15 protein-coding genes are annotated in these 16,892 nt (G+C 41.5%); all 15 read left to right on the plus strand.

All coding sequences use genetic code 11. The features are described 5' to 3' along the window. The first annotated feature begins 201 nt into the window (after positions 1-201). The 15 genes from AB1401_04685 to AB1401_04755 all read left to right on the plus strand — a co-directional run bounded on the left by AB1401_04685 (position 202) and on the right by AB1401_04755 (position 16,877). Entirely contained in the window at positions 202-1,860 is a 1,659-nt protein-coding gene (locus tag AB1401_04685; protein ID MEW6614741.1) for a FecR domain-containing protein, read from the plus strand. An 88-nt stretch (positions 1,861-1,948) separates the two neighbouring features. Beyond that, positions 1,949-3,199 carry an outer membrane beta-barrel protein gene (locus AB1401_04690; GenBank protein MEW6614742.1) on the plus strand — a complete coding sequence of 417 codons (1,251 nt, stop codon included), beginning with the start codon at positions 1,949-1,951 and terminating at the stop codon, positions 3,197-3,199. 292 nt (positions 3,200-3,491) lie between these two features. Beyond that, complete coding sequence (locus tag AB1401_04695) at positions 3,492-4,511, plus strand: polysaccharide biosynthesis/export family protein (protein ID MEW6614743.1); 1,020 nt, start codon at positions 3,492-3,494, stop codon at positions 4,509-4,511. A gap of 16 nt (positions 4,512-4,527) precedes the next feature. Further along, positions 4,528-5,961, plus strand: a complete 1,434-nt coding sequence (locus tag AB1401_04700; GenBank protein ID MEW6614744.1) for a GumC family protein — start codon at positions 4,528-4,530, stop codon at positions 5,959-5,961. A gap of 203 nt (positions 5,962-6,164) precedes the next feature. Further along, the gene (locus AB1401_04705; GenBank protein MEW6614745.1) at positions 6,165-7,382 is read left to right on the plus strand and encodes a polysaccharide biosynthesis tyrosine autokinase; all 1,218 of its coding nucleotides are present in this window, start codon (positions 6,165-6,167) and stop codon (positions 7,380-7,382) included. Further along, positions 7,383-7,661, plus strand: a complete 279-nt coding sequence (locus AB1401_04710) for a hypothetical protein (GenBank protein ID MEW6614746.1) — start codon at positions 7,383-7,385, stop codon at positions 7,659-7,661. It begins immediately after the preceding gene. Positions 7,662-7,694: 33 nt separating this feature from the next. Next, on the plus strand, positions 7,695-8,045 hold the full coding sequence (locus AB1401_04715) for a hypothetical protein (protein MEW6614747.1): 351 nt from the start codon (positions 7,695-7,697) through the stop codon (positions 8,043-8,045). An 86-nt stretch (positions 8,046-8,131) separates the two neighbouring features. Then, complete coding sequence (gene gmd / locus AB1401_04720; GenBank protein ID MEW6614748.1) at positions 8,132-9,184, plus strand: GDP-mannose 4,6-dehydratase; 1,053 nt, start codon at positions 8,132-8,134, stop codon at positions 9,182-9,184. Between the two features lie 136 nt (positions 9,185-9,320). Beyond that, complete coding sequence (locus AB1401_04725; GenBank protein ID MEW6614749.1) at positions 9,321-10,289, plus strand: GDP-L-fucose synthase; 969 nt, start codon at positions 9,321-9,323, stop codon at positions 10,287-10,289. 10 nt (positions 10,290-10,299) lie between these two features. Beyond that, positions 10,300-11,133, plus strand: a complete 834-nt coding sequence (locus tag AB1401_04730; GenBank protein ID MEW6614750.1) for an ABC transporter permease — start codon at positions 10,300-10,302, stop codon at positions 11,131-11,133. 71 nt (positions 11,134-11,204) lie between these two features. After that, entirely contained in the window at positions 11,205-11,621 is a 417-nt protein-coding gene (locus AB1401_04735) for a four helix bundle protein (GenBank protein ID MEW6614751.1), read from the plus strand. After that, positions 11,614-12,951: a polysaccharide ABC transporter ATP-binding protein gene (locus tag AB1401_04740; GenBank protein MEW6614752.1), complete on the plus strand. Its 1,338-nt coding sequence runs from the start codon at positions 11,614-11,616 to the stop codon at positions 12,949-12,951. Before AB1401_04735 ends, AB1401_04740 begins: the two co-directional genes overlap by 8 nt. Before the next feature lie 110 nt (positions 12,952-13,061). Continuing rightward, entirely contained in the window at positions 13,062-14,060 is a 999-nt protein-coding gene (locus AB1401_04745) for a radical SAM protein (GenBank protein MEW6614753.1), read from the plus strand. Positions 14,061-14,079: 19 nt separating this feature from the next. After that, complete coding sequence (locus tag AB1401_04750) at positions 14,080-14,721, plus strand: glycosyltransferase (protein MEW6614754.1); 642 nt, start codon at positions 14,080-14,082, stop codon at positions 14,719-14,721. Between the two features lie 74 nt (positions 14,722-14,795). Continuing rightward, the gene (locus AB1401_04755) at positions 14,796-16,877 is read left to right on the plus strand and encodes an aminotransferase class III-fold pyridoxal phosphate-dependent enzyme (protein ID MEW6614755.1); all 2,082 of its coding nucleotides are present in this window, start codon (positions 14,796-14,798) and stop codon (positions 16,875-16,877) included. Positions 16,878-16,892 lie beyond the last annotated feature (15 nt).

A 16,892-nucleotide genomic window follows, 5' to 3' on the forward strand; every position in this document is an offset into this window, starting at 1 on the left:
GGAATGGGAGAAAAACCCTTCCACCTGAGGCGGAAAGACTTCAGTTCGATCTTTTGCGCCGCAAGGGTTCGAGGGGTCAAGGATTCGAGAATAATAAAGAAAAGATTCTCTCTTGATCGCTTGACCCCTTGAACCCTCAAGCCAGCGGCTTTAGCCGATGGTAGTTGACTTTATTAGCCTTCTTAAGAAAGGAGGAGAGGAATGTTTAAAAAAATTTTTATTATATTAGTTATTCTGTTTGTTGCTGCATTTCTGACCCATCCTTTTCTGGTTCAAAAATCAGAAGCTGCAATAGAAAAGATAGCCGAGGTTTCGAAATATACAGGAGAAGTTATGGTACGAACCGGAATGGAATGGAATACCCTCAAAAAAGTTCCATACCCTTTGTTTCCGGGAGATAAAGTAGTCACAAAACAGGGTAGAGCCGAGATTAAATTTCTTGACGGAAGCCTCTTAAGGTTGGATCTGGACTCTAATATAAGGATATCTGAAAAAAAAGAAAAGAGGGGGCTCATCTTTAAGAAGCTTGTCTTTGTTCGAAATATAAAGATTGTCCTTGGCAAGGTGTGGTTCGATGTTAGACCAGCCAAGGATTCTGAGACCACATTTATTGCGCCTACTATGACTGCTGCCATAAGGGGAACCAGGGGAGTAAACGAGGTAGCACCAGACGGCAGGGCTGCATGGGGGTTGACGGAGGGGTCTGCTGAAACCAGGGGAAGTTTTTCAAGACCCAGTACCTTTGTGCCCCCCAACGTTGCTGTTCCAGCAAGGCAGCTGCCACCCAGAAATCCTGTTGCAGCCAACTCACTGCCCCAAAAAGCTGTTGCTGAATCTATTGTGAAGCAGGTTGCTGCCAGGGCTGCTGCGGAGAAAGCTGATGCTGCCATGGCTGTTGCGGCTAAGATTGTTGACAAGAAAGCCGCTGCTATAGCAGAGGCTCAGGCTTCGGCTGCTAAGGCAGAGGCCGCCAGATTTGAAGCTGAGGCCCGGGTAGTATCAGCCTCAGAGACTGTCGTGGAAGCGAGAACTCTCAGAGATACAGCTGCTGCTAATGCGGCACAGGAAGCCGTAAATAAGGCTGTTGCTGCCGTAAAAACTGTAGCTGAATTAGCCAATAATGCCAGAAAGGCTGCAGACCAGGCAAGAGCTGCTGCAGATGTTAATTCTGCTGTAGTTGCTGCTACTGTTGCTAAGAGCGCTGCTACTGCGAGTGATTCTGCCGGGGCAGTTGTTGCTACGAATGCATTTGTGGCTGCTGCCCAGTCTGCAGGGGAAAAGGATGAAGCTGTCAGGGCAATAAAGGCAGTTGCTTCAGCCGAGGATGCAGCAAAGAAGGCACAAGAAGCAGCCGTTAGTATTGCTGTTATAGCTGAAAAGGCTGTTAAGGAAAAGGCCGCTAATATGGTTAATGCCGCTTTAGAACTTGGCAAGGCTGCTGCTGAAGTTTTAAAGGCTACTACGGAGTTAGCCCTGTCTGTTAAAGACATGGCAAGAGTGGCTGCTCTCGGTGATGTTGAAGGGTCAGATAAAGCTGCTGAGGCTATAGTTAAAGCAGAGGCAAGTACAGCGTCTTCTTTTGAAGCCTTAAAAGAGGGAACAAATGCATTGGAAAAAGGGGACGTGAAGGGACTGCAGCAAGCGGTCATCACCGTAAACAAAACAGCTAAAGAAACAAGTAATATAATGACCGAAGCAGCAACACGGACCAGAGGGGCACTGGCTGTAGTAGAGAAAATTGTGACCCAGGAAACGGCTCCAATGCCATATATTCCTCCTCCTACGCCACCGGTTGCTCCAGAAGAGTATGTTCCGCCGCCACCACCACCGGAAGAAGAGGTGGCTAGCCCCGCAACTTAGATACTGGTAAAGTGAAAATCATCCGGGACCATCGAAGGATTCTTCGATGGTCCCTCTGGCTTATTCATATACATAAAGGAGATAAAGGATGAACAATCAGACAAGAAGGGTTTGCAAAATCGGCTGTTATCTTTTTATCCCTCTTATCTTAATACTTTTGATAATATTTTATCCTGTTAATATAATAGCTCAGGAAGAAAAGGCTCAAGAAGGTGCTCGGGAGGGACTGCGGTTGGGACCTTTAAAGCTTAAACCTGCCCTGAGTGTCAAAAAAGAACATACCGACAATTTCTTTCAGGAAGACTCCGATGAAAAAGATGATTATATCACCACTGTGACCCCGGGATTAATGCTCCAGCTGCCTATGGGGAAACACCTCTTTCAAGTTGACTACCATGCGGATATTATTTATCTTTCTGAATACGATAACTATGATACCAATGAGCATTTTGCCGATACTATGCTGGATCTGAACTTTCCGGGCGGATTATCTGTAAAATTTGCAAATAACTATTCTTCTACATCCAATCCCCCTACCTCCGATGGCGATAGAAGAAAAAAGTATTATCAAAATGACTCTTCTGCTGAGGTATCCTATAAATCTGCTGATCGTTATAAGATTGATGTAAAATACGGGCATACAGTAAAGCGTATGGAGGACGAAGCGGATGAGACTGATACCTTCGATGAAGATAAAGCGGATATAACCTTTTCCTATCGAATCCTCCCTAAGACATCAATCTTACTGGAATATGGCTTTTCTCACGTGGACAACGAAGACAAGGGTGGAACTTCTACCGATAACAACAATCAGAAGGTCTGGCTGGGTGTTTCATGGGATCCTACTGCCAAGCTTAATGGAACGATAAAGGGTGGATACACAACTAAGGACTATGAAGAGGCTGCATTTGAGAACAGGTATGATTATGGTATGTTAATTGACCTGTCTTTCAATAAATCTGAGTATACCTCTATAAAGTTAGCAGGCTTCCGCCGTATTGTTGAGACTGCAGTTACTCTTGCACAATCAGATTATGGCCCCGAATATGTCTCTACCGGAGGCTCTCTATCTTTCAACCATAAGTTCACCAGAAAGATAGGGACAGTCATTAATGTGTCTTATACTTATGATGACTACCTGGAGGAAGGCACTTTAGGAACCCCTGAGGGTAAAAAGAGAAAGGACGAACTCTTTAGCAGTGGGATAGCCCTGAATTTTAAGATTCAAAAATGGTTAGGTTTTGACCTGGAATACAAGTATAACAAAAAAGACTCGAATTTTGATACAAATGACTACAAAGAAAATAAGGCTATGGCAAAAATATCTATAGTCTTTTGACATTAAAATATGGATCATCTCCAAAAAAGTTGGTGAAATCATGAGGATTCAAGGGTTCGAGGGGAATCCGAGAATCTTTTCCACCAACTAAATGGGAGGAGAACCAAAAATATAAAGTCAGTTTAAACTGGCATGAATTAGAGAAGGAATAGAAGGGTCAAAAATAGCAATATTAGTTGTTAAAAAGAGTGTATCTTAAGGGGCGGAAGCTTATCCAAAATAAATGATTACCTTGTTCGGCAGGGAAACTTATGAAATATAACATGGGACATAAAGGAACCTAAGAAACCCAATGAACTCAGAGAATCCAAAAAGTCTGGCAGGAAAGACCTTCCGTCATTTATTTTTCCTCTTCTGTTTTCTGTTTTCCATCTTTACAATCACATCCTGTGTAAGTTATCCTGATATCCCTGAAGTAAACAGAATGAAGGAAGTCGAGGAAGCCAAGCCCTCAAAAGGCAAGGAGGAGGAATCCATAGCTAAAGTGTTTGAGAAAAAAGTCAAGATTATAGCCTCCTCCTTTAAATCTCATGAACCCAAAGACTACAGGATTGGTCCTGAGGATGTTCTTCAAGTGCAGGTTTGGGATCATGATGACTTAACGAGGACAGTAAAGGTGTCGAGGGAAGGCGAGTTTTCCTATCCCCTGATTGGCAGGGTTCATGCAGATGGGGTAACTGTTTCCGAATTGGAGAAGGACATCCGGACCAAGCTTTCGGGAAGATTCATCATTAATCCGCAGGTTACTATTTCAGTCAATAGCTACGAAAGTAAACGGATATATATCCTCGGAGAGGTAGGGGGGCCCCAGAGTAAGGGACAGGGTCCAGGGGTCTATCCCCTGACCGGTGAGACTACGCTTGTTGAGATTCTTTCTAAGGCAGGCGGTCCTACCCAGGATGCCGGTGACGATGTAATTGTAGTAAGACCTAGAAACGTAGGAAGTAAAGGGAGCCCGATTCCTCTGGAGAAGGCAGGGGAGGGCGAGGTAATTACACTGAACCTGAGGAAGCTTCTTGAGGGAGATGAAAGGCAAAATATTCTTCTTAAGCATGGCGATACTATCTATCTTTCTAAGGCCGAATATTTCTTTGTAGTTGGCGAGGTAAAAAGAGAAGGCAGATACAAGTTGGAAAAGGGGACCACTGTGCTTAAGGGAATCACCACAGCCGGAGGGTTTACCGACAAAGCGGCGAAGGGTAAGGTAATGGTGCTGCGGGAAGGGGACGGCAAGAAGATAAAGATTCCGGTGAAAATGACTGACCTTATAACAGCCCAGGATGTTATTATGGTCCCAGAGAGTTTCTTTTAGAGAGGTTTGTTAATCAATGAAACCAAAAGAAGATATTCATCTTCGAGACTACATAAGGGTTATCCTTAAGCGAAAGGCGACTGTACTTACTGTTTTTGTTGTTCTGATTGGTACTGTTACTATTGGCTCTTTCAAGATGAAACCGGTTTTTAGGGCCACCGCTCAGATACTGATAGAGACAGAGACTCCTAATATAGTGAATATTAAAGAGGTTCTGGCGGTTAATACCTCTAATACCGATTATTACCAAACCCAGTATGAGATTTTAAAGAGCAAGTCATTGGCATTGCGGGTAATAGAGACCCTGAATCTCAAGGATTCTATAGAATTCAACCCTGAAAAGAAAAAGTCTCTGTCTGCCTCTTCTCAAAAGCCTTCTGAAAACAGTATGCCCACAAACAAGGAAGTGAATGATTTGATAAATAGCTATTTGGGAAAACTAGAGATAGCGCCTATAAGAAACAGCCGTCTGGTAAATATAAGTTTCGAGGGACATGACCCTGAGCTTATCACCAGAATCGTCAATACCCATAGCAAACTCTATATCGAGGAGAATCTGGAGAGAAAGCTCAATGCCTCCAGAGAGGCTTTGGGCTGGATTAATAACCGTATAAAAGAGACGAAGACCAATCTGGAAGGATCCGAAGGGGCTCTCCAAAGGTACAGGGAGGGGAACAACCTTGTGTCCATAAACTTTGAGGAGAGAAATAACATTATTATCCAGAAACTCAATGATCTCAACAGCGCTCTCACTGCGGCTAAAACCAAGAGGATAGAGATAGAAAACCTGTATAATGAGCTAAGGAGATTGTCCGGAGATTCCCGAAAGATTGAATCCCTCCCTGCTGTAGTTAACAATAATCTCATCCAACAGTTGAAGACACGATACGTACAATTAACGGGAGAGTACTCTGATCTCTCTCAAAAATTTGGTTCTGAGCATCCCAGGATAGTCAGATTGAAATCTGAGATATCTGAGGTGAAGGACAAGATCGCTCAGGAGATAAAAAATATTGCCGGAAGTATCGAGGTAGAATATAAGGTGTCAAAGGCAAAGGAAGAATCTATTGCAAGAGCGCTTGAGGATCAAAAACAGACAGCATTAAGGCTTAATCAAAAAGAGATACAATACAATGTATTGAACAGGGATGTAGAGACCAACCGTACCCTGTATCAGAGTCTGCTTACAAGGGCTAAAGAGACGAGTGTAACCGAAGAATTGAAGGTCTCTAATATTATGATTGTGGATCAAGCCAGAGTCCCGGATAGACCTGTTAAACCCAGAAAGACTTTAAACATTTTACTTGCAGTCATTACCGGGCTTACATTGGGAATAGGGTTAGCGTTCTTTTTCGAATATCTGGATAATACTATTAAAACCCCGGAGGAGGTAGAGAAGTATCTTAACCTTCCAACATTGGGCGTTATCCCTCATTATAAGAAAAAGTAAAAAAAGTATGATCATCTCCAAAAAAGTTGGTGAAATCATGAGGATTCAAGGAGTCAAGGATTCGAGGGGAATAAGTAAAACTACAGGTAATCATGTTCAGTATGTTTTTGTCAGATGATTTATTCTGGGAAGCGGAAAAGGAAATTTTTCAGGACGGACTGATTTAACAGTATCAAGGTAGAAACCAAGGGAGAAACAACGTAATGGCTAACCCAACATCCCTGATAACCCGGGAAGATACTAGCTCCCCGGTCACAGAGGCATATCGCACTCTTAATACAAATATAAAGTTTTCAAATATAGAGAGACCTGTAAAGACAGTCCTGGTTACCAGCAGTGTTACTGGAGAAGGTAAATCGACGACTGTAGCCAATCTTGGAATAGTAATGGCACAGGCAGGGAACAAGGTGCTTTTAGTGGACACCGATCTCAGAAAGCCGGTTTTGCACAAATTGTTTAATTTGAATAACTCTACAGGGCTGACCAGATGTTTGGTAGATACTTATGATGTTGAGTTGGGAGAAGGGAAATTAGAAGAATATGGCTTAAAGGATCTCTTTAAGCTTATAGAGGTTCAGGGTAAAACAGGTGTATTAACGGTAAATGCAGATGACGATACCATCAGTGTATCTTTTGATTCCGGCAGGATAGTCAATGCTGATTGGGGAACCAGACCCGAGGATAAAAAGCTTGGGATTCTATTGATTAAGAGTGGAAAAGTTACCGAGGGACAGCTCAAAGAAGGTCTGCTCAGACAGAAACAGGCATCCCAACCACTGGGATATATCCTGCTTAATATGGGTTTTATTAATATTGAAGACCTGAAAGGCCTATTGAAGCTTCAGATTGACGAGACTTTAAGACATCTGCTGAACTGGAAAAAGGGACAATTTAACTTTCAGAATCGAGAATCTATAGAATTCTCCAATGAATTCAGGGATTTGTCTCTTTCTGATCAGCATCTCATTCAGGAAGTTGATGAAACAACCAGAAATACATTTATATATAAACAGATTTCCTCGTTTATCCAAGAGACGGAAGTAGAAAATTTAAAGGTTATCACAAGCGGTTCCTTACCTCCAAACCCTTCGGGGTTACTGGGTTCTGAAACGATGCAGCAGTTTTTAAAACACCTTGCCCTAAGATTTGATACAATTATTTTAGATTCTCCTCCAGTATTAGTGGTATCCGATGCCTCTGTATTGGCATCCATGGTTGACGGGGTGATTCTGATTTTGCAATCAGGACGACTTACAAGAGAATTGGGCAAGCGATGTAAAGAGCAACTGGAAGGGGTCAAAGCAAGAATTCTGGGTGTGACCATAAACGATGTGAATATCAAAAAAGACACTTACTATAACTACAACTATTACAGCTACTATTACCAAAAGGAAAAGGGAGAAAAAAGCGGAGGCAATTAGATGGACGGTGGGCAACTGGATGAAATTAAAAGGTATTTTGATATAGTAGCAGAAAACCTGAGAGATGAAATAAAAGTTATAGCCGAAGGAGTCATTAATCTTGATGGAAAATTTGAAAGAGAAATAGCTGAGTTTAGAAAAGAAAATAAGGAGGCACATAGTGATATAATGGCAGCTATAAAATTTTCCTATACAGACCTTGACCGCCGAATAGCTTTTTTAGAAAACAGATATGAAAGCGTTGAAAAACGATTAAAACGATTAGAGGATTCTTGTTAACTTATTCTTTTTTTAAATGTTTGAAGGTAAAACATGGATAAGGACCATATGGAAGTACTGCTGGAAGACATTCGGGGGAAATTTGATCTGGTTCTGGAGGGCCACGATGCCCTTCGTAAAGAAATACGCGATACCCGTGAGGAATTATGCGAGAAAATCAATTTAGTAGATTTCAAGGTAGAAACCCTGAATCAGAAGATCGATCACGTACATAATAAGCTGGACAAAAAGATTGATAGTGTTCGTGATGAACTAAACCAGAAGATTGATGGCGTTAGTGACACACTTGGCAAGAAAATCGACGCCGTTGCCTCCGACCTTGCTGCCCACCGCCAGGATACAGAAGCGCATCCCTCCGTTTATAAAGTGAAAGAAGGAAAATAAGAGCAGTTGTTCGTTACGGTGAATGCCAGCTACCCCTTTTTCTATTTTCTTATCAGCTTGGTTTTAATTTAAAAGGAGCGAAGAATATGAAACGTGCTCTTATTACAGGCATTACCGGTCAGGATGGTTCGTATCTGGCAGAGTTCCTGTTGTCAAAAGGCTATGAAGTCCATGGACTAATACGTCGTGCCAGCACTTTTAATACCGGCCGAATTGACCATCTCTATGTGGACCCTCATACCCCACGCTCTCGATTCTTTCTCTATTATGGAGATCTTTCTGATTCCGGACAGCTAACCAACTTAATCTACAATATTCAGCCAGAGGAGATATATCACCTTGGCGCGCAAAGTCATGTCCGGGTTAGTTTCGATATGCCCGAATACACTGGAGATGTGACTGGCATGGGAACAACCAGGCTGCTTGAGGCGATAAGGAGAAGCGGCACCAAAGCCAAATTTTATCAGGCAAGCAGCAGTGAGATGTTTGGGGATGCCCCTGCCCCACAAAATGAGGAGACACCTTTCAGACCGAAAAGCCCTTATGCAGCGGCTAAAGTCTACGCCTACTGGATGGTAGTAAATTACCGGGAGGGCTACAGTATGCCCGCCTGCAATGGGATTCTTTTTAACCATGAATCCCCAAGACGAGGAGAGACATTTGTTACCAGAAAAATCACCAGAGGTCTTGCCCATATTCTGGCAGGTAAGGAAAAGAAGATATATCTTGGCAACTTGGAGGCTAAGAGGGACTGGGGATTTGCCCCTGAGTATATAGAGACCATGTGGACTATCCTTCAGCAGGAAGAGCCGGATGATTACGTCATCGGCACAGGAGAAGCTCATTCTATTAAGGAGTTTTTAGAAGAGGCATTTGGCTATGTAAACTTAGATTGGCACGAGTTTGTGGAGATAGATCCAAGATACCTTAGACCAACAGAGGTTGAATTCTTGCTTGCAGACCCGTCAAAAGCAAGAAAAAAGCTTTGCTGGAATCCAAAAATAAATTTCAAAGACCTTGTTAAAATAATGGTAGATTATGATATGGAATTTGCAGGATTAAGCCCTAGAGGAGAAGGGATTAAAATCTTAAATAATAAAAACATCCACTGGACAGATAATAAGCTGACGGAAAGATAATTGGATAGGGTAGTGTGCAACGGTAAGGAAGCCCGTATCGGTTACGTAAGACGGTAACGGAAGGAGATAAATACGAACGACGTAACCTAACGACGAAACGGGCCTCGTTACCGTAAGACGGGTGACGGTAATCATTATGGATTTTTGGTCAAACAAAAGAGTTATGGTAACAGGTGGCGCCGGTTTTTTGGGCTCATTTGTGATAGATAAACTAAAGGAAAAAGGTTGCAAAAACATATTCGTTCCAGGAAGCAGAGATTACAATTTAGTAGATATGGAAGCAGTTAAAAAGGTTTATAGAGATGCTAAGCCAGAAATTGTCATCCATCTTGCTGCAAAGGTAGGAGGAATTGGAGCCAATCGTGCTAATCCAGGCAAGTTTTTTTATGATAACCTCATGATGGGTACTCAGATGATGGAGGTGGGGAGACAGGTTGGCATAGAAAAATTTGTCGCTGTTGGAACCGTATGTGCCTATCCCAAATTCACCTCTATACCATTTAAAGAAGAAGACTTATGGAGCGGCTATCCGGAAGAAACAAACGCCCCCTATGGCTTGGCTAAGAAGATGCTTTTGGTTCAATCTCAAGCCTATAGGGAACAATACGGTTTTAATGCCATTTATCTTTTACCAGTTAATCTTTATGGTCCCAGAGACAACTTTGACCCCGAATCTTCTCATGTGATTCCTGCCCTCATCCGCAAGTGCATCGAGGTACAGAAGTTCTCTACCAATTCACCTCTCACCGTTCACCATTCACCAATTACGGTTTGGGGCACCGGCAAAGCAACCCGGGAGTTCCTGTATGTAGAGGACGCTGCAGAAGCCATTATTCTTGCAACAGAAAGATACAATAAACCCGACCCGGTAAATATCGGCGCAGGCTTCGAAATCTCAATAAAAGATATAGTTGATTTGATTGCAAAGCTGACAGAATTTAAAGGTGAGATTATTTGGGACAATTCGAAGCCTGATGGTCAGCCACGAAGGATGCTGGATACATCAAGGGCAGAAAAGGAATTTGGGTTTAAGGCAAAGACTTCATTAGAGGATGGTCTTAAAAGAACAATTGAGTGGTATATTCAAGAGGTAAGTAAACAATAAATAGGTCAAAATGAACGCTAAGGACATACCAGTAATTCGAATCGCACCATCAAAAGGCTGGGTTTCTCTCAAGTTACTTGATTTGTGGGAATACCGCGAATTGCTCTATTTTCTCACCTGGCGGGATATAAAGGTACGCTACAAACAGACTGTACTTGGCGCAGCATGGGCAATCATACAACCTTTCTTTACAATGATTGTTTTCAGCCTTTTCTTTGGCAAGCTTGCGAGAATTCCTTCTGATGGGGTCCCTTATCCGATTTTCAGCTTTTCGGCATTAGTTCCATGGACTTTCTTTGCCTACGGATTGAGCCAATCCTCAAACAGCCTTGTAGATAGTGCAAACCTTATCACCAAAGTATATTTCCCTCGCCTTATTGTGCCGTTATCAAGCGTTATTTCGGGTGTTATAGATTTTTTAATCGCCTTTGGTGTGCTCATTATAATGATGCTATTTTATAACATACTTCCCACAATAAATATGTTATGGTTACCAGCTCTGCTCCTGCTTGCCCTTGTCACAGCGCTGGGGGTAGGCATGTGGCTTTCTGCATTGAATGTCAAATATCGTGACGTCCGATATGTAATTCCGTTCATAACGCAGTTCTGGATGTTTGCAACGCCGATTGCCTATCCAAGCAGCCTTCTCTCCGAGCCATGGCGCACAATTTACGGGATCAACCCTATGGCTGGTGTAGTGGAAGGTTTCAGATGGGCATTACTTGGAACGCAAACAGCCCCTGGCCCTATTATTGTGGTATCTTCATTTGCAGCTCTTGTTATACTTATCAGCGGGGTATATTACTTCAAAAGAATGGAAAAAACGTTTGCGGATGTTGTTTAGCATCTTGTTGCCGGTAACTTGCAGCTGGTTTTACTTGTAAAAATAATAAAAACTACCGAATGGAAAATTGAATGGATAAGACAATAATTGGGGAAAACAGAGGATATAGAAATTTAGAAATTTACAGGTTGGCTCATGAATTGGGAATACATATACATGATTTTTCTCTTAAACTGCCGCAGTATGAACTTTATGAAACTGGCAGCCAACTCAGGCGGGCTTCTAAGTCTGTTTCTGCCAATATAGTCGAAGGATATGGAAGGCGCAAATATAAGGCAGAATTCATCAGATTTATAGTTTATTCAATTGCATCATGCGATGAGGCAACCGAATGGCTAACCTATGTAAAAGATTGTCATCCAAACCTTACAAACGATGCTGTTAAATTGCTTGATAACATTGATAAATTAGGTAAGAAAATCAACAAATTCCTCCAATCTCTAACAAGCAACCAGCAACCAGTAACCAGTAGCGATCAACATGACTGACCTTGCCCTCAAAGTAGAGAATCTTTCAAAGCTATACAGGATTGGTTCGCGTCAACAAAGCTACAAAACACTGCGCGACACCCTGACCCACGTCATGTATGCGCCCATTCGTCGCATCCGCTCAACGCTCGGTTATTCCTCCTCAGTCGTCCGTCCTCGGTCATCTGGCGTCTGTAACGACACCATTTGGGCATTGAAAGACGTCTCCTTTGAAATAAAGCCCGGAGAGGTTGTCGGTATTATCGGCCGCAATGGTGCAGGGAAAACCACACTTCTGAAGATTCTTTCAAGAATTACAGAGCCAACGGAGGGATATGCTCAAATATATGGCAGGGTTGGATCGTTATTAGAGGTCGGTACAGGCTTTCATCCCGAACTGACCGGACGTGAAAACATCTACCTTAACGGCGCAATTTTAGGGATGAAAAGGGTAGAGATTGAACGTAAGTTTGATGAGATTGTTGATTTTTCAGGCATGGAAAGATTTATTGATACACCCACAAAGTATTTCTCCAGTGGAATGCAGGTACGCCTGGCGTTTTCAATAGCAGCCCATCTGGAACCAGAAATTCTTTTAGTAGATGAGGTATTGGCTGTCGGGGATGCAGAGTTTCAAAAAAAGTGTATTGGGAAAATGCATAGCGTTACTGAAGAAGGGCGGACAGTGTTGTTTGTAAGCCATAATATGACAGCAATTCATAACCTGTGCAGCCGCACTATATTAATTGATAATGGCAAATTAATTCTGGACGGACACACGGAATATGTTATTAATAAATATCTGGATCAAAATCTGGCGGAGGGCGCTATTGTCACCTGTAAAGAACTCGACGGAAAAGTAGAGGGGGTAATACGGAAATATGACCCTTCAATTCAGTTCAAGGAAATTGCTATAACGGATCAGAAGGCTATACCCTGTAATGCATTTCATTCAGATGAGGGGCTCAGAGTTTCCGTTACTTATGAATGTCTGACTGTAGTCAACGACTTACGAGTTATCGTACAGATTGTGGATGATGAAAATAGAGCCATCTTGACTACGCAGAACATTGATGACTCCGATGAAGAAAGTCTCTACTGGAAAAATCCTGGTATCTACAGGTCGTTCTGTACTATTCCTCCGAACACCTTTGGGGAAAAGCGATTCTATATTTCTGTGCAGTTAGAGAATCCAAAAGTCGAGCATTTAATTATCAATAAAATTTTGGGTTTTGACATTCAATTTGTAGGCTATCAAAATATACATGGCGCTCATTGGAATTCGTTCTTACGGCCTCGGCTTAGTTGGGAAACACAAGTCCTGGAGGTTAAAGAAGAAACTATTGCATAGCTGACAGAATGACATTGGTTAATCACATGTGGCACAGGCTTGTGGTCCTTGGAGTCTACCCAAATCAGCCTGCATAAATATCACACAAAGAGATAATTAGGAGTACCAATTTGGGACGTGGTCCAACGAAAAAATATTATAAAGTATTAAATGAAAATTATGTTGAAGGAAGTTTGACATGCCTGAAACCAGAAGTAATCAAAGAGAAAATCACGGCTGATTTCCCGTTGGTTTTAAACATAGAACCTACCAATGCTTGTAATGCTAAATGTTATTATTGTCCTCATGATAAAGTCGTTGACACCCAAGGGATTAATTATTTAAGTTTGGATGATTACATAAGAGTGATTGACCAAATTAAGGACAATAAGCTTATTATGTTGAATCTTCATAAAGATGGAGAACCTTTGTTACATAATGATCTTCCGAAGATGGTTGAGTATGTTAAACAAAAGGATGCTGCTCAAGTAATACATCTTAATACTAATGGCATATTGCTCAATTCAAAGACCGGGCGCGGAATTATTGAGATGGAAATTGATGATATTACAGTCAGTTTTGATGCAGTTCGGGAAGAAACCTATTGCCGGTTTAAGGGGATAAAAGGTCTGGATAAGCTGGAAGATAATATCAAAAGAGCTATTGAATATAGGGAAAATATTGGTAGTAAAACTAAAATACGAGTTAAAATTATGGAATTTGATGATATAGAAAAAGAGGAAATTGAACTTTTTGTCGAGAAGTGGTCTGTTATTGCTGACGAAGTACAGGTGACAGGTATTCACAGTTGGAGTGGAGCTGTTGATATTAAAGTAACAGATGAGCAGACTGATAATAGATTTCCGTGTGCATTGCTTTGGTATATGCTTGCCGTAAACAGCAATGGGAAAGTAAGCATGTGTAATGTAGATTGGAATTATTCTGGTGTTGTTGGGAATATCCATAACCAAAGCATTCACGAAATCTGGAATGGGGAACCTCTAATTAATATCCGTAGAGCACATCTAAACGGAATTTGGGATTGCCCTCCGGTGTGTGAGGAATGTGTTGTTTGGGTAAGCGTTGGAAATTTATGGGATTATTTAAAATCAAAAGAAGAGTTTGTTTGATATTTCCTGAGGTTTCTTTATGGAGATCAGCATTGTAATTACATGTCATAATTATGCACGCTACTTAGGAAGAGCCATTAGAAGTGCAATGAACCAATCTTACCCAAAGAATAATTACGAAATTTTGGTAATAAATGATGCCTCTACTGATGAAACAAAAGAAGTTATGGACTCCTTTATGGGATATATAAGGCCGATACACCTTATAGAAAATGCTGGACTCTCCGCGGCTAGAAATATTGGGATAAAGAGAGCAGTCGGTAGATATGTTGTACATGTAGATGCTGACGATTATATAGGAGAACATCTCATACTAATCGAATCCCTGTTTTTGAAGCAATATAAGGATTGGGATGCAGTAAGCTGTGATTATGACTTGATTGATGATGAAGGTAATGTTCTGGAAACAAAAAGCAGCAGAGAAGAACCAATAGCCTGCGGAATTATGTTCAAAAAAGACAAATTATTTGACATTGGACTTTACGACCCAAAATTTAAAGCAATGGAAGATGTGGAACTAAGACGAAGATTTGAAGAAAGATATACAATAGGCAATGTAAATCTTTCTCTTTATAGGTACAGGAGACACGATAAAAACCTGACCAATAACAAACAAAAAATGGATTACTATTCTAAACTATTGAATGGAGAAACGAGATAATTGGAAGGATCATCAATTATCATTATAATTGGTTATTTCTTAAATCTTATTTCGTAGAGAATTATATCTTGCGTATGAATGACAGTAAACAACATATTGCTGCTCTGATCCAAGCTCGAATGAGATCTACTCGTCTGCCTGGCAAAGTCATGGCTGAGGTTGTTGATCGTCCTGTGATCTGGCATGTTGTACGCCGTGCCAAGGATATAGAGTCAGTGAATGACGTTATCGTTGTTACTTCAAAGAAGCCGGATGATGATATAATAGAAAAATTCTGTATGGAGCATAGAATAAAATGTTTCAGGGGAAGCGAGGAAGATGTTCTCGACCGATATTATCAAGCGGCAAAACATTTCGGCATAAAAACTATAGTGAGAATTACGGCTGATTGTCCTATGTTAGATCCGGTAATAGTAAACCAGGCTATAAAGGAATATTTGGTTGGGGGTTACGACTACGTGAGTACGGCTTACCCTGAAGCCTCATATCCTGACGGACTAGACACAGAAGTCTTTTCCTTTCAGACTCTTGAATCAGCCTGGCGAGATGCCCGTCTGCCCTCTGAGAGAGAGCATGTTACACCTTTTATATGGAAAAACGAGAAGGGAAGGTTCAGAATAGGCAACATAAACCATTCTCCGAATCTTTCTGACAAACGGTGGACATTAGATGACGAGACTGACCTGCAATTCATCCGAGAAATATATACTAAACTTTACAAAGAGGATAGCATCTTCTACATGGGGGACGTTCTTAAACTACTGGAAAAACATCCAGAGTTGGAGTCTATTAATTCAGGTACTAAGAGGAACGAGGGCTATCTAAAGTCTCTTGAAGAGGATATTATTAAAATGTCAGATGGAGAGGAAACGTCACTTAATGTGTCGGAGTCATTGCGTCTCTTTGAGCAGGCCAAAAAAATTATTCCATCTTGTACCCAGACGTTTAGCAAAGGATGGACTCAATATCCATTTGGAGTCTCTCCCATATTTGTCAGCAGGGCAGATAAAGGTCATGTATGGGACGTAGATGGAAATGAATACATCGACTGGCCAATGGCCCTGGGCCCCATAATATTAGGGCATAATTATCCAACAGTTATTGAAGCAGTGAAAGAACAGCTAAATAACGGAGTAGCTTTTTCACTTCCTCACATGAAAGAGTTGAATCTCGCTGAAAAATTATGTCAATGGTTCCCATATGCCGAGATGGTACGTTTTGGTAAAAACGGCTCCGATGCAACAGCAGGGGCTATACGGGCAGCCAGAGCATATACTGGAAAGGATGTAATCCTTTGCTGCGGTTACCATGGCTGGCAGGATTGGTATATTGGAACCACCACTCGCTCTGCAGGGGTTCCCAAAACGGTTCGCGATTTAACTGTCCCATTTCCATATAATGACATTAATACTTTAGAGAGGTTTTTGAAGCAATACAAGGGAAAGGTGGCTGCTGTGATTATGGAGCCTGTAGGAGTCATTTTCCCTGATAAAGAATACCTTTATAAGGTAAGAGAATTAGTTCATGCTCATGCTGCGTTATTGATATTTGACGAATGCTGGACAGGTTTTCGCTTACATAAACAAGGGGCATACGGTTATTTTGGTGTGTCACCGGATATGGCCTGTTTTGGAAAGGCAATGGGTAATGGATTTCCGATATCTGCAATAGTAGGAAGAGCAGATATTATGACTATCTTTGATGAGATATTTTTTTCATTCACCTTTGGAGGAGATGTTGTTGGTTTAACTGCCGCTTTAGATGTCTTAAAGACAATAGAAGAAAGACCTGTTTTAGAGACAATAGAAAAGCGCGGCAAGATATTGATAGATGGGATTATTCAGCTTATTACTGAATATGAATTACAGAGCCATATTGGTCTACAGGGTTATCCTGCAAGAAACATTATGACATTTGTCAATGATGGTTATGACGGCTTGCTCCTGAAAAGCGTAGTGCAACAAGAAGCTATTAAGCAGGGTATTCTATGTGGTGGATATCATGTGGTAACCTATAGTCATACGGAAAAAGATATAAACGATACTATCTCTGCCTATAAGAAAATATTCGCAATATTAAAGGGGGCGATAGATTCGAAGAATCTGAGGTCACTTCTTAAAGGGAAAATGGTGAAACCAGTTTTCCGCAAGTTTTGAAAAACAATAGTTGAA

It is taken from the genome of Thermodesulfobacteriota bacterium (assembly GCA_040757775.1).
Lineage (GTDB): Bacteria > Desulfobacterota > UBA8473 > UBA8473 > UBA8473 > UBA8473.

Coding starts and splice junctions, on each gene's coding strand:
- AB1401_04750 (MEW6614754.1), top strand. CDS start 14,080: ATGGAGATCAGCATTGTAATTACATGTCATAATTATGCACGCTACTTA.
- AB1401_04755 (MEW6614755.1), top strand. CDS start 14,796: ATGAATGACAGTAAACAACATATTGCTGCTCTGATCCAAGCTCGAATG.
- AB1401_04725 (MEW6614749.1), top strand. CDS start 9,321: ATGGATTTTTGGTCAAACAAAAGAGTTATGGTAACAGGTGGCGCCGGT.
- AB1401_04730 (MEW6614750.1), top strand. CDS start 10,300: ATGAACGCTAAGGACATACCAGTAATTCGAATCGCACCATCAAAAGGC.
- AB1401_04705 (MEW6614745.1), top strand. CDS start 6,165: ATGGCTAACCCAACATCCCTGATAACCCGGGAAGATACTAGCTCCCCG.
- AB1401_04735 (MEW6614751.1), top strand. CDS start 11,205: ATGGATAAGACAATAATTGGGGAAAACAGAGGATATAGAAATTTAGAA.
- AB1401_04690 (MEW6614742.1), top strand. CDS start 1,949: ATGAACAATCAGACAAGAAGGGTTTGCAAAATCGGCTGTTATCTTTTT.
- AB1401_04710 (MEW6614746.1), top strand. CDS start 7,383: ATGGACGGTGGGCAACTGGATGAAATTAAAAGGTATTTTGATATAGTA.
- AB1401_04685 (MEW6614741.1), top strand. CDS start 202: ATGTTTAAAAAAATTTTTATTATATTAGTTATTCTGTTTGTTGCTGCA.
- AB1401_04715 (MEW6614747.1), top strand. CDS start 7,695: ATGGATAAGGACCATATGGAAGTACTGCTGGAAGACATTCGGGGGAAA.
- AB1401_04700 (MEW6614744.1), top strand. CDS start 4,528: ATGAAACCAAAAGAAGATATTCATCTTCGAGACTACATAAGGGTTATC.
- AB1401_04740 (MEW6614752.1), top strand. CDS start 11,614: ATGACTGACCTTGCCCTCAAAGTAGAGAATCTTTCAAAGCTATACAGG.
- gmd (MEW6614748.1), top strand. CDS start 8,132: ATGAAACGTGCTCTTATTACAGGCATTACCGGTCAGGATGGTTCGTAT.
- AB1401_04695 (MEW6614743.1), top strand. CDS start 3,492: ATGAACTCAGAGAATCCAAAAAGTCTGGCAGGAAAGACCTTCCGTCAT.